The organism is Pantoea sp. GM_Pan_4 (assembly GCF_026541005.1).
GTDB classification, from domain to species: domain Bacteria; phylum Pseudomonadota; class Gammaproteobacteria; order Enterobacterales; family Enterobacteriaceae; genus Pantoea; species Pantoea dispersa.
In genome coordinates this window covers 896,148-909,195 of sequence record NZ_JALNUZ010000001.1, presented here as the reverse complement: position 1 = coordinate 909,195, position 13,048 = coordinate 896,148, and the positions used below count along the sequence as shown (strand labels likewise).

General features: G+C 57.3%; 13 protein-coding genes. 5 read left to right on the top strand and 8 right to left on the bottom strand.

Features of this window, described 5'->3' with window-relative positions:
• The first annotated feature begins 6 nt into the window (after positions 1-6).
• The gene (gene gsiD / locus OXR61_RS04435) at positions 7-912 is read left to right on the top strand and encodes a glutathione ABC transporter permease GsiD (RefSeq protein WP_021508399.1); all 906 of its coding nucleotides are present in this window, start codon (positions 7-9) and stop codon (positions 910-912) included.
• A gap of 127 nt (positions 913-1,039) precedes the next feature.
• On the opposite strand, the gene OXR61_RS04430 is transcribed toward gsiD, so the two are convergent.
• Entirely contained in the window at positions 1,040-2,707 is a 1,668-nt protein-coding gene (locus OXR61_RS04430) for a methyl-accepting chemotaxis protein (protein WP_021508398.1), read from the bottom strand.
• A gap of 116 nt (positions 2,708-2,823) precedes the next feature.
• Between OXR61_RS04430 and OXR61_RS04425 the strand changes: the two genes are divergently transcribed.
• Positions 2,824-3,273 carry a DUF4385 domain-containing protein gene (locus tag OXR61_RS04425; RefSeq protein ID WP_021508397.1) on the top strand — a complete coding sequence of 150 codons (450 nt, stop codon included), beginning with the start codon at positions 2,824-2,826 and terminating at the stop codon, positions 3,271-3,273.
• Here the strand turns inward: OXR61_RS04425 and rimO are convergent.
• The 3 genes from rimO to OXR61_RS04410 form a co-directional block, all read right to left on the bottom strand.
• The gene (gene rimO / locus OXR61_RS04420; RefSeq protein ID WP_021508396.1) at positions 3,270-4,595 is read right to left on the bottom strand and encodes a 30S ribosomal protein S12 methylthiotransferase RimO; all 1,326 of its coding nucleotides are present in this window, start codon (positions 4,593-4,595) and stop codon (positions 3,270-3,272) included. The two genes, OXR61_RS04425 and rimO, sit on opposite strands and share 4 nt — an antisense overlap.
• A 126-nt stretch (positions 4,596-4,721) precedes the next feature.
• Positions 4,722-5,087 carry a helix-turn-helix transcriptional regulator gene (locus OXR61_RS04415; protein WP_021508395.1) on the bottom strand — a complete coding sequence of 122 codons (366 nt, stop codon included), beginning with the start codon at positions 5,085-5,087 and terminating at the stop codon, positions 4,722-4,724.
• Positions 5,088-5,160: 73 nt separating this feature from the next.
• Positions 5,161-5,421 carry a type II toxin-antitoxin system RelE/ParE family toxin gene (locus OXR61_RS04410; protein WP_031279864.1) on the bottom strand — a complete coding sequence of 87 codons (261 nt, stop codon included), beginning with the start codon at positions 5,419-5,421 and terminating at the stop codon, positions 5,161-5,163.
• A gap of 296 nt (positions 5,422-5,717) precedes the next feature.
• Here OXR61_RS04410 and OXR61_RS04405 point away from each other — a divergent pair, with 296 nt between their 5' ends.
• Complete coding sequence (locus tag OXR61_RS04405) at positions 5,718-6,353, top strand: carbonic anhydrase (RefSeq protein WP_021508393.1); 636 nt, start codon at positions 5,718-5,720, stop codon at positions 6,351-6,353.
• A gap of 113 nt (positions 6,354-6,466) precedes the next feature.
• On the top strand, positions 6,467-7,600 hold the full coding sequence (locus tag OXR61_RS04400; protein WP_021508392.1) for a PQQ-dependent sugar dehydrogenase: 1,134 nt from the start codon (positions 6,467-6,469) through the stop codon (positions 7,598-7,600).
• Here the strand turns inward: OXR61_RS04400 and OXR61_RS04395 are convergent, their stop codons facing one another.
• Positions 7,601-8,257: an HAD family hydrolase gene (locus tag OXR61_RS04395; protein ID WP_021508391.1), complete on the bottom strand. Its 657-nt coding sequence runs from the start codon at positions 8,255-8,257 to the stop codon at positions 7,601-7,603. It lies immediately after the preceding gene.
• A 274-nt stretch (positions 8,258-8,531) separates the two neighbouring features.
• On the opposite strand from OXR61_RS04395, the gene OXR61_RS04390 reads away from it, so the two are divergent.
• The gene (locus OXR61_RS04390) at positions 8,532-9,737 is read left to right on the top strand and encodes a serine hydrolase (protein ID WP_031279863.1); all 1,206 of its coding nucleotides are present in this window, start codon (positions 8,532-8,534) and stop codon (positions 9,735-9,737) included.
• Positions 9,738-9,785: 48 nt separating this feature from the next.
• Here the strand turns inward: OXR61_RS04390 and ybjG are convergent, their stop codons facing one another.
• The 3 genes from ybjG to OXR61_RS04375 all read right to left on the bottom strand — a co-directional run bounded on the left by ybjG (position 9,786) and on the right by OXR61_RS04375 (position 13,023).
• Positions 9,786-10,391, bottom strand: coding sequence for an undecaprenyl-diphosphate phosphatase (ybjG, locus tag OXR61_RS04385; RefSeq protein WP_021508389.1), 606 nt, complete (start codon positions 10,389-10,391; stop codon positions 9,786-9,788).
• A complete protein-coding gene (locus OXR61_RS04380) occupies positions 10,378-11,133 on the bottom strand; it encodes a phosphatase PAP2 family protein (protein ID WP_071813614.1) in 756 nt (251 codons plus the stop codon). Before OXR61_RS04380 ends, ybjG begins: the two co-directional genes overlap by 14 nt.
• Before the next feature lie 201 nt (positions 11,134-11,334).
• Complete coding sequence (locus OXR61_RS04375; RefSeq protein WP_021508387.1) at positions 11,335-13,023, bottom strand: aspartate:alanine antiporter; 1,689 nt, start codon at positions 13,021-13,023, stop codon at positions 11,335-11,337.
• Positions 13,024-13,048 lie beyond the last annotated feature (25 nt).

Here is a 13,048-nt window from a genome sequence, read left to right as displayed (position 1 = left end):
TCGCAATTGAAGAACTGGCGACGCGATGCGGCACTGAAATCCCTGCCGCTGATGACGGAAAACCGGGTTCGCACGCCGTGGCGTGAATTCTGGCGGCGCTTTCGCCGTCAGCATGTGGCGCTGCTGGCGGGCGCATTTGTACTGCTGCTGATTGTGGTGGCGTTTATCGCCCCGTGGATCGCCCCGTTTGATGCCGAAAACTATTTTGACTACGACCGGCTCAACCAAGGTCCGTCGTGGATGCATCTGTTTGGCGTCGATTCACTTGGACGCGATATCTTCAGCCGGGTGCTGGTCGGGACGCGCATTTCGCTGATCGCCGGCTTCTTCTCGGTGGCGATTGGAACGGTGATCGGCACCGTGCTGGGGCTGCTGGCGGGCTATTACGAAGGCTGGTGGGATCGTATCACCATGCGCATCTGCGACGTGTTGTTTGCGTTTCCCGGCATCCTGCTGGCGATCGCGGTGGTGGCGATAATGGGCAGCGGCATGAGCAACGTGATTGTGGCGGTGGCGATTTTCAGTATTCCGGCATTTGCCCGTCTGGTGCGTGGCAATACGCTGGTGCTGAAACATCAGACCTATATCGAGTCGGCGCGCAGTATTGGTGCTTCCGACTGGACCATTATCATGCGTCACATTTTGCCCGGTACGGTGTCGTCGATTGTGGTCTATTTCACCATGCGTATCGGTACTTCGATCATCACCGCTGCCAGCCTGTCCTTTCTCGGTCTGGGCGCGCAGCCACCGACGCCGGAGTGGGGCGCAATGCTCAACGAGGCGCGCGCCGATATGGTGATTGCGCCGCACGTGGCGATCTTCCCCAGCCTGGCGATTTTTCTCACCGTGCTGGCGTTCAATCTGCTGGGCGACGGCCTGCGCGACGCGCTGGACCCGAAACTGAAGAGCTGAGGGTGAACACCGCATTGCAGTTGTAGCGGTGCGATTCATCGCGCAATAAATTGCGCCGCTACGATAAGTGCAATGCCTGGCGCATGACCCTTATTCAGGTCATTGATTTTATTAACACTTCAGCGCATCAAAACGTTTCCCAGTTATCGTTACCGTGGCTCACCGCCGCGGGCAGGGCGCGGGTCGGGGCGGGCAGCACCGGTTTCACCACCCGCTCGGTTACCGCAGCAGGCGGGCGGGCGCCGGTGTTGAACCGTGCCACCGCTGATGACAGCCGGCTGGCCTGCTGCTCCAGCGATGCCGAGGCGCTGGCCGATTCCTGCACCAGCGTGGCGTTCTGCTGCGTCACGCGATCCATCTCATTCACCGCCTGGCCAATCTGGTCGATACCGCGGCTCTGCTCATCGGAGGCAGAGGCAATCTCGCCCATGATATCGGTGACGCGCGTCACCGCGCTGACAATCTCCTGCATGGTATCGCCAGCGCTGCTGACCTGCTGCGAACCGAGGTCCACGCGCTGCACGGAGTTTTCAATCAGCAGTTTGATCTCTTTCGCCGCCTGCGCGCTGCGCTGGGCCAGGTTGCGCACTTCGCCCGCCACCACCGCAAAACCGCGCCCCTGCTCACCGGCACGCGCCGCTTCTACCGCGGCGTTAAGCGCCAGAATGTTGGTCTGGAAAGCGATACCGTCGATGACGCTGGTAATGTCGGCGATTTTTTTCGAGCTGTCCGCAATGTCACGCATGGTTTTCACCACGCCTTCCACCACGCTACCGCCTTTATCGGCGGTGTCCGACGCGGTTTTCGCCAGCTGCGTGGCCTGACGCGCGTTGTCAGCATTCTGCTTCACGGTCGCGGTCAGCTGTTCCATGCTGGCGGCGGTCTCTTCCAGTGAGGCAGCCTGCTGTTCGGTGCGCGCCGAGAGATCGTTATTACCGTTGGCGATGGCACTGGCGCTGCCAAAAATGGCATCCGCGCTGTCGCGCACGTTATTAATGGTACCAAGCAGCGCCTGCTGCATATGATTCAGGCTGGCGGCAATGGCCGCCATTTCACTGCGGCCTGCCACCTGCAGGCTGGCTGACAAATCGCCTTCGGCAAAGCGCTCGATCTGCTGCTGCACCTGCTGCATCGGTGCCAGCAGCACGCGGCGTACCAGCGTCCATACCGCCGCCACCATCAGCACCACCACCAGCGCGATGACGGCAATCATGATCAGCACCTGCTGATAGTTGCTGTCATTTTGCAGGCTGCGCTGATTAATCAGCTGCATGTTTTCATCGCGCCACTGCTGATAAGCCTGTTCCAGTTCATCCTGCGCCTGCTGCGCATCGAGGTTGCCGTAGGCCGCGTAGTTATTGGCTTTCAGAAACACGGCGGACTGCTGCAGCAGCGCGGCAAACGCTTTGAATTTATTGTCGATCAGATCGGCGGTCGACGCACTCTGGCCGTCGATGCGCGGATAGCTTCTATACTGATTGAAGTGCTGCTGCGCCGCTTCCAGCGAGGCACCGGCTGCCAGCAGCAGCTTGTTGATCGCCGCCAGCGACTGCTCGTCAGTCTGATTTTTCAGAATACGGATCGCCACGCGGTTGATGGTGACGCGGGTTTTCACCAGCGTTTGCCAGCCGTCGCCCAGCTCGCGCTGCTGATGAGACAACTGATTGCTGGCGGTGAAATTATGTTGTCCCGCGCGCAGCGAGGAGAAAAAGAGCGAGCCGGATATGGCCTGCATGGCTGTGAATACCACCAGAATAACCACAATGGCGGTCACAATTTTCATCTTGTTGAACATGTGAGCATCTCTTAGCAAATGAGCCGGTAGTTATGTTATCGGTGGAAAAAAGCATCACTAAAGTGCGGCAGCGAAATAATTCACCGCAGTAATGGTTACGGACAGGAGGCCAGGGGATGAAACCCTTCAATTACCAGCAGGATTTTAAACAGCTCGACTTCCGTCAGCATCCGGAGCTGTATCAGGTCGGGCGCGGCGAGCAGGGGGTGCTGATGGTGGAACCTTATAAGAGCGAAATTCTGCCGCACTGGCGCTTTCGCACCGTCGAGCTGGCGCAGCAGTCATCAGAAAAAATCATGCAGCTGTTCGAGGCGTATCGCGCGCAGGATGATTTTGTCGGTATGGATATGGCGCGCAAATTTATTCAGATGGGTTACACCCGCGCGCGCCGCTACAGCAATCATCAGGGCGGACGGAAATACGGTGCCGACGGCAAAGAGCTGCCGCGTACGGTAGAAAAAGAAAAGGCCGCTGCGGCGGCCGTGTTCAAAGCGTGCTGGGACCGGCTGCGCGCCGATAACGATTATCTGGCGCGCAAAAAAGCGCACCAGCAAAAGTACGGTTAAACGCGCGTGCCCCACAGGTCGTATTCGTCGGCGTGTTCGACTTTGACCCGCACCACCTCGCCGACCTTCACCTGGCGATCGCCATTCAGGTACACCGCACCGTCGATTTCCGGGGCGTCGGCCATGCTGCGGCCGACCGCGCCTTCTTCATCCACTTCATCGATGATCACCAGAATCTCGCGACCGATTTTCTCCTGCAGACGCTCTGCGGAGATCTGCTGCTGCAGCTGCATGAAGCGATCAAAACGCGCCTGCTTGACGTCGTCCGGAACCTGATCCGGCAGCTGGTTAGCCGTGGCGCCTTCAACCGGGCTGTACTGGAAGCAGCCAACTCGATCGAGGCGCGCTTCACGCAGGAAGTCGAGCAGCATCTGGAAATCTTCTTCGGTTTCGCCCGGGAAACCCACGATGAAGGTGGAACGCAGCGTCAGCTCCGGACAGATTTCACGCCAGCGTTTGATGCGCTCCAGCGTGCGCTCAACCGCGCCCGGACGCTTCATCAGCTTCAGGATGCGCGGACTGGCGTGCTGCAGTGGAATATCGAGGTAAGGCAGGATTTTGCCTTCGGCCATCAGCGGGATCACGTCATCCACGTGCGGATACGGATAAACGTAGTGCAGACGCACCCAGACGCCGAGTTTCGCCAGCTGCTCACACAGGCTGACCATGCTGGTTTTCACCGGCGAACCGTTCCAGAAACCGGTGCGGTGTTTAACATCGACGCCGTACGCGGAGGTGTCCTGCGAGATCACCAGCAGCTCTTTTACGCCCGCTTCCACCAGACGTTTAGCTTCATCGAGTACTGCGCCAATCGGACGGCTGTCCAGATCGCCACGCATTGACGGGATGATGCAGAAGGTGCAGCGATGGTTACAGCCTTCGGAAATTTTCAGGTAAGCGTAGTGGCGCGGCGTCAGTTTCACGCCCTGTTCCGGCACCAGGCTGAGGAACGGGTTGTGCTCGGGTTTTGGCACGTAAGTGTGCACGTGCGACAGCACCTGCTCGTAACTGTGCGGGCCGGTGATCTCCAGTACTTTCGGATGCACTTCGCGGATCTGATCCACTTTGGCGCCGAGGCAGCCGGTGACGATCACTTTGCCGTTCTCGTTCAGCGCTTCACCAATCGCTTCCAGTGATTCCTGTACGGCACTGTCAATAAATCCACAGGTGTTAACGATGACGATCTCCGCATCATCGTAGCGTGGCACCACGTCGTAGCCTTCTGTCCGCAGCTCCGTCAGGATGCGTTCAGAGTCGACGAGGTTTTTTGGGCAGCCGAGAGAGACGAAGCCTACACGCGGCGGATTTTTGACATGGCTCATAAGGATAAAAATTCATCATAATTAAGGTGGACAGGAGCGCGATTGTACAGAGGTTGACGGGGAAAATGTATAGGGAAGCGCTGTCGAAATCAGAGAAAAAGGCCACGCAAACGGTGGCCGGGGGAATTACAGCAATAATTGTTCCGGACGGCAGCTGTAGAGTCGGGCTAAGCGCTCGCGCGTTTTTTTCTGTGGTTTACTCTCTTTGCGTTCCAGTTGGGAAATTGCACTTTGCGTGGTCCCTAATTGTTCGGCAACATACTGCTGCGAGAGGTTACGGTAAACACGCCAGGCCGCCTGCAGACTGATATCCTGGCTGAGCATAATGCCAACCACGTCATGCGGCACGGTTTCATCATCATGTTCATCCGCTTCAATTGCGAGGGTTGTCCAGTTGCTTTCCGCATCTGAAAGCAGCTTTTCATACTCCGCGACAGGCAGAACCACGAATTGCGGTTCGCCTGCTTCATCATAAATATACTGTTTTGACATACGTTATCCGGGTAGCGTCAGGTCGCGGCCAATGTCATCAGGTACATAGCTGCGGGGTTTCCCCCGCAGAGTATCAGTAAGTATGAGAGGTTCTGCGTGCAACTTCTACAATCTCAAGAACGACAGGCTCTCCCTCTATCAACGCAAAGATAACCCGATAATCGCCCACCCGCAGACGGTAACGATTATCACTCTGCTGCAGCTTCCTGATGTCCAGGGCGACGGCCGGAAAGGCGATCAGCTGGGATGTCTTTTCAAAGATGCTTTTTTGATAGCGTTTGTCGATCTTCATCAGGTGTTTCAGGGCACGTTTAGACCAGGATACTTCAACCACAATGCACCTCTTTTCACCTGCCATCCCTGCAAGGGATAATTAGAAAATAAAGAGTAAATCTAATATTGTCAATCTAATAATCTTATATATAAGGGCAGGGCGTTTACCTGGCGCAACATTTTGTTTGGTGTACGCTTAGTGAGCATGGCGGACATCCGGGTTGTGCAAGCGGGTCGATTTTGCTTAAATATCGGGTTGGTAATTGTAAGTTATTATCGACATTACAGAATTTTAAAGCGCGCCAGCGGTGAGTTTCTCTCTGCCGGGGCTGAAGTGGATAATGTGAGAGCAGACAAATGCAAGAGATCGTCAAAGGTTTTCTGAATTTTCAACAGAATGTGTTTCCTGAAAGGAAGGATCTTTTCAAGAGTCTGGCGTCCAACCAGAATCCTAAAGCTTTATTCATCTCCTGTTCGGATAGCCGTCTGGTGCCAGAGCTGGTGACGCAGTCGGAGCCGGGCCAGCTGTTTGTGATCCGTAACGCCGGTAATATCGTCCCGCCGTTTGGTCCGGAGCCGGGTGGCGTGTCGGCAACCATTGAGTATGCGGTGGTCGCGCTGGGCGTAACCGAAATTATCATTTGTGGTCACTCCAACTGCGGTGCGATGAACGCGATTGCGTCCAACGCCGATCTCGAGAGCATGCCGGCGGTTGACCACTGGCTGCACTACGCCAATGCGGCAAAAGCGGTGGTGGAAGAGCGCAACTACGAATCGGTCGAGAAACGCCTCAACGAAATGGTGAAAGAGAACGTGATTGCCCAGCTCAACAATATCAAAACGCATCCTTCCGTTTCGGTCGCGCTGCGCAAAGGTAAGCTGCGCCTGCACGGCTGGGTTTATGATATTGAAAGCGGCGGCATTATTGCCCTGACCAAAGGCGGTGAATCCTTCATTTCACTGTCGGAAAACCCGGAAACCTGCTTCGAATAATCCTGCCTGCTACAAGCCCGGCCACTGCGGCGGGCTTAATGTTTTGTAAATCCTGCACATCCTTTCTTACTGGCTGACTACCCTTAACGGCAGACTGTGAAAAGGAGAATCCCATGCGTTTATGGCGTGTTGCGCTGCTGGCTGGCGCGCTCAGCGGTTCCTTTACCGCGCTGGCGGCTGATGTCCAGGTACAGGTGTTACAGGACAAGCTCGATCATCCGTGGTCGGTGGCGTTTCTGCCCGACCAGCAAACCCTGCTGATTACCGAACGTTCCGGACAGCTGCGCAGCTGGCAGCCGGGCCGGGGGCTATCGCAGCCGATTAGCGGCGTACCCGACGTGTGGGCCAACCGCCAGGGCGGTCTGCTGGATGTGGTGCTGGCGCCGGACTTCGCGCAAAGCCGTCGGGTGTGGCTCAGTTATACCACCGCCGATGACACCGGCCGCGCGGGCGGCGTAGTGGGTTACGGCACGCTCAGCGCAGATCTCCGTCAGCTGCAGGATTTTAAGGTGGTGCTGGAGCAAACGCCGAAACTCTCCGGCGGTGCCAACATCGGCACGCGGCTGGCGTTTGATCGCCAGGGCTATCTGTACATCGCGTTCGGCGATAACTTTGCCAGCCGCAGCGCGCAGCAGCTGGACAAACTGTCGGGCAAGATTGTCCGTCTGACGCAGGACGGCAAGGTGCCGGCGGATAATCCGTTTAACCATCGTCAGGGCGCACGCGCGGAGATCTGGTCTTACGGCGTGCGCAACCCGCAGGGGCTGGCGCTCAATCCGTGGACGCAGCAGATGTGGGAGAGTGAACACGGCCCGCGCGGCGGCGATGAGGTGAATCTGGCGGCGAAGGGCAAAAATTACGGCTGGCCGCTGGCGACGTATGGCATTGATTACAGTGGGCAGAAAGTGCCGGAAGCGCAGGGCAGCGCCGTTGCCGGCACTGAGCAGCCGCTGTTTTACTGGCAGCAATCGCCGGCCATCAGCGGCATGGCGTTTTACAATAGCGCGCGCTTTCCCCAGTGGAAAAACTCGCTGTTTATCGGTGCGCTGAAAGATAAAAGTCTGATCCGTCTGCGCGTTAACGGCGAGAAGGTTGAAGAGGCGCAGCGGCTGCTGGGTGACCGTGGCGAACGCATCCGCGATGTTCGCCAGGGGCCGGATGGTTATCTGTATGTGCTGACCGATGAGGCCAATGGCAAGCTGCTGAAAGTCGGGCTGGCGGATGCCGCCAGCGCCGCGCGCGGTTAATCAGCGCACCCAGTTACACACCTGCCAGCCGCGCTGCTGCGCTTCCTGCTGCAGCAGCGCATCCGGGTTAATCACCCATGCATGATCGGCATGCGACAGCAGCGGCAGATCGTTCATCGAATCGCTGTACGCCCAGGTGCGCTCAAAGCGTCGATCCTGCTGCAGCGCTCGCCAGTCGCTGAGTCGTGAAACTTTGCCTTCACGGTAAGTGGCGGTGCCGTAAATCTCACCGCTGTAGCGTTCATCGACCACTTCCACGCCAATCGCCAGCGCGCCGTGTACGCCCAGCCGTTCCGCAATCGGCACGGCGAGGTGATCGCCGCTGGCGGTAATAATCATTACCGTGTCGCCACGCTGCTGATGCCACTGAATGCGTTCGCGCGCGGCGGGAAAGACGCGCGGCAGGATATCGCGATGAATAAAGCGCCGCACCCAGCCTGCGACGGTGAGCGTCGCCATGCCGGTGAGCGGTGAGAGCGTGGTGCGCATGTACTCTTCAATCGACAGGCTGCCGGCGTGGTATTGCGCCATCAGCGCCTGCTCCTGACGAATGATCTCTTCCGGTGCAAACCCCTGCGAAACCAGCCAGCGCAGCCAGAGGCTGGTGCTGTCTTCACAAATCAGGGTTTCATCAAGATCGAAAACGGCTAAGTCCATCATGATTCTCCTCGGGCTGACTGGCATCAGGTTAGCGGAATTTTGTGACTGGCTTAACTGTTCTGCGAAAATTCGGAATTTCTCGCAATTTTTCCTCTGCCCTGACGCCCGCGCACTGGCAGCGCAGCGGCCTTAATGCCAGGGTTACTCTAACAAACTCTAAAAAACTTTACGGTTTGGCGGTTTTTTTCACCGGCGTGAACCGTTAGCGTTTGGTAAGACATGTCTTACCTGCACAAATCCGTGATTTTACAAGGACAATTGGGTCACGCTCATGAGAAAAACATCCCTGACTTCAGTCTGGCGGCCACTGGCGGCCAGTTCATTATTGTTGCTTTTCGTCCCTGTCACCACTCAGGCCGAGCAGGCACCCGCGGCACCGCAGATTGAGGCAAAGGCCTGGATTCTGATGGACTACAGCAGCGGTAAAGTGCTGGCAGAGTCCAATGCCGACCAGCGTCTTGATCCCGCCAGTCTGACCAAAATGATGACCAGCTACGTGGTCGGCCAGGCGCTGAAATCCGGCAAAATCACCAGTAACGACATGGTGACCATCGGCCAGGATGCGTGGGCCACCGGCAATCCGAAACTGCGCGGGTCGTCGCTGATGTTCCTCAAGCCGGGCGATCGCATCCCGGTCTCGGAACTGAATAAGGGCGTGGTGATCCAGTCGGGGAATGATGCCTGTATCGCGCTGGCGGACTATGTCGCCGGCAGTCAGGATGCCTTTATTGGCCTGATGAACAATTACGTTAAAGCCTTTGGCCTGCAAAACACCCACTTCATGACGGTGCACGGTCTGGACGCCGAAGGCCAGTACAGCACCGCTCGTGATATGGCGATTATCGGCCAGCGCCTGATTGGTGATGTGCCGGAAGAGTATGCGCTGAACAGCGAAAAAGAATTTACCTTCAATAATATCAAACAGATGAACCGCAACCGCCTGCTGTGGAGCAGCAACCTCAAGGTTGACGGCATCAAAACCGGGCATACCTCGGGGGCGGGCAATAATCTGGTTGCTTCAGCGGTGGACGGCGATATGCGCCTGATTTCGGTGGTACTGGGCGCGCAGACCGATGCCATTCGCTTCCGCGAGAGTGAGAAGCTGCTGACGTGGGGCTTCCGTTTCTATGAAACCGTTACGCCGATTAAAGCGGATAAACCGTTTGCCCAGCAGCGCGTGTGGTTTGGCGAAAACAGCCAGGTCAACCTCGGCGTGGCGAAGGATGCGGCGATCACTATCCCGAAAGGGCAGATGAAAAATCTCAAGGCCAGCTTTACCCTCAACGCACCGCAGCTGGAAGCGCCGCTGAAAAAGAACCAGGTAGTAGGCACTATCGATTTCCAGCTGGATGGCAAAACCATTGAGCAGCGTCCGCTGGTGGCGATGGAGGATGTACCGGAAGCCGGCTTTGTTGGCCGCATCTGGGATTTCATTATGATGAAATTCAACGGCTGGTTTGGTAAGTGGTTCAGTTAATCTCAGGACGGCGGGTCAGCCCGTGGCTAACCCGCCTGCCGGCTGAGTTTATCCGCGCACCCAGCCTTTTTTAATCGGCATCGCGAACAGGGCGCGGTAGAGTTGATGCGTCAGCGCCAGCATGCGCTGACCGTACAGCTGCCACGCCAGATGCGAAGCCAGACAGCCAAGCAACCCCACCAGAAAACCGCCCAGCATATCCAGCGGCCAGTGCACGCCGAGATACACGCGTGACCAGGCAATAGCGCTGCCAATCGCCAGCAAAACCACCCCGGACCACAGACGGTGCCAGAAAATAAACGCCAGCGCGAAGGTAAAAATCGTGGTGCCGTGATCGCTGGGATAGGAGTCATCAGCAGCGTGTGACAGGAACTGGTGACCGAAGCCAATGGCGAACGGGCGCGGGTGTGGCAGTAGCTGGCCCACGCACCAGGAGATGCTCAGCGCATAAATCAGCGCCATGCCGGTTTTCAGCACCAGCGCGCGCTGCGACTGCAGCTGATCGCGCGGTCCCCACAGCCACAGGGCGACAATCAGCAACGGCACAATCGCAATCACATCTTTGGCGATAAAGGTCGCCAGGCTGAGCAGCCACGCGGGTGAATCCGGCGTGGCGTTAATCCATAAAAAGAGGGTGTGGTTAAGAGCTTCCATCACGTTTCCTCGTCCTCGTCTTGTTTACCCAAAAAGAAATTGCGGCAAAAATCAGCAGCTGGCTGAGCCACACCCACCAGCCCGCCCACAAATTGTGGGAGAAAAAGTGCGCACCACGCATCACCTGGCCATAGCCCATCAGCAGGCCACAGGCGATACCCACTGCCAGCGCCAGCAGCGCGCGGCGTGGACGCTCCGGCCACCACAAAAAAAACAGCGCCATCAGCGCAAAGCCGCTGGAAGCATGGCCGCCCGGAAAGCACTGGCCGGGGCCACTGTTGGCCGGCACCGCCGCCAGCAGTGGAAAGCTCGCGGCATTGCCGCCGAACAGCGCCAAATCCCACGGACAGGAGTGCGCGCTGTGCGCCTTTAGCATGCCCACCACCAGCGGCCCCATACCAAACAGCAGGACCACCAGCACACGTCGGGCGTCGCGCTGTTGCAGACCGCGCAGTAACAGCAGCACCGCGCCAGCGATAATCACATCCTTCATCAGCCGATGGTTAATCAGATCCAGCCAGCGGTTGTGCTGCCACGGAAAACGCCGGGTGAGCGGATCAAACCAGCGCTGGCTGATGGCGATGTCGAGGCTTTCGTGGCGCGACCACCACAGAAACGCCAGCGCCAGAATTGCCAGCAAAATAAGGTTGATAGCGTAGAAGCGCGCGGACAGAGAATAAATAGCCGCGCTCCGAATCTCACTGCGGGTTGTTGGAGTGTTTAACTTTGATGAAAGTTGCATGAATATTTGCAAATAGCGAAACCAGAGTCACAGGGTGGCAAATCACGCTTAGGGAAACCTTAAGGGCGCGCGCGGCAGGCATAAAAAAACCCGCTAGCAGAAGGCTAACGGGCTCCTCAATTTGGGGATTTCAAAGAAAAGCAGTGGCACTTATTCAGACTGCATCGCGTCCGATTAGTTCTGACGCGTGTAAAAATATTTTTAAACAGGCAAAAGCGGCCAGATGATGACGATTAGCGTCCCCGCCAGCGTTAGCAAGACGTTGGCAATGGCGTAGGTGCCGGCATAGCCGAGCGCCGGAATGCTGCTGCGCGCGGTATCGCTGATGATCTCCATGGCCGGTGCGCAGGTGCGTGCGCCCATGATGGCACCAAACAGCAGCGCGCGGTTCATACGCAGCACGTAAGCGCCGAACAGATAGCAAATCACCACCGGTAACAGACTCACCAGCAGGCCGCTCAGCAGCATCAGCGCGCCCGCACTGCCGAGACCGTGCTGCAGCCCGCTGCCGGCGCTCAGGCCAACTCCGGCCATAAACACCATCAGGCCAAACTCTTTCACCATGGTCAGTGCGCCCTGCGGGATGTAGCCGAACGTCGGGTGGTTGGCGCGCAGGAAGCCGAGCATGATGCCGGCAAACAGCAGCCCGGCGGCGTTGCCCAGGCCAAAGCTGAAGTTACTGAACTGGAAGGTGATCATGCCGATCATCAGGCCGATGATAAAGAAGGCGCAGAACGCCAGCAGATCGGTCATCTGGCTGTGAATAGCAATGAAGCCGATGCGATCGGCCAGGCTTTTCACCCGGCGCGCTTCGCCGCTCACCTGCAGCACATCGCCTTTGTTGAGCATAATGCTGTCGTCGATCGGCATCTCAATCTGGCTGCGAATCACCCTGTTCAGGAAGCAGCCGTGATCGGTCAGTTTTAAATGGCTCAGGCGTTTATTCACCGCGTTGTGGTTTTTCACCACGATCTCTTCGGTGACGATGCGCATGTCGAGCAGATCGCGATCGAACACCTCTTTACCATTACGGAAACTGGCGTCGAGACGCGCATGGGCATCCGGATAGCCCACCAGAGAAATTTCGTCGCCGAGCTGCAAAACTGCATCACCGTCCGGGCTGGCGAGAATGCCGTTACGCCGCAGGCGCTCAATGTAGCAGCCGGTCTGACGGTGAATCCCCAGCTCGCGCAGGTTTTTGCCGCCGCTCCACTCAACCAGCTCCGGACCAACGCGGTAGGCGCGAATCACCGGCAGGAACACTTTACGCTGGCTGTCCGCATCCAGACCGCGCTCGCGCGCGATTTGCTGGGCGCAGGTCGGCAAATCCTGATGCTGCAGGCGCGGCAGGTAGCGTGCGCCGAAAATCAGGCTGACCAGCCCAATCAGATAGGTGAGGGCGTAACCCAGGCTGAGGTTATCCTGCATGCGACCCAGCAGCTGCGTGTCGCTGATGCTTTGCCGCAGCGTATCGCCTGCGCCCACCAGCACCGGCGTTGAGGTCATCGAGCCGGCCAGCATGCCGGCGGTGAGGCCGATATCCCAGCCAAACAGTTTGCCGAGCGTCAGCGCAATCAGCAGGGCGCTGACCACCATGACGATCGCCAGAAAGAAATAGTTCTTACCGTCGCGGAAAAAGATGGAGAAAAAGTTGGGACCGGCTTCCACCCCGACACAAAAAATAAACAGCATAAAGCCCAGACTTAAAGCGTCAGTATTAATCGCGAAGTGTTGCTGACCCAGAATCAGCGAAACCACCAGCACACCAATAGAATTACCGAGTTGTACGGAGCCAAGGCGTAATTTACCCAGGCACAGGCCGAGGGCTAATACGACAAATAATAACAGAACGTCATTTCCGCTTAACAATTCTGCGACGTTAATGTTCACGGTTTAACTTCTTATTTACCTGTAA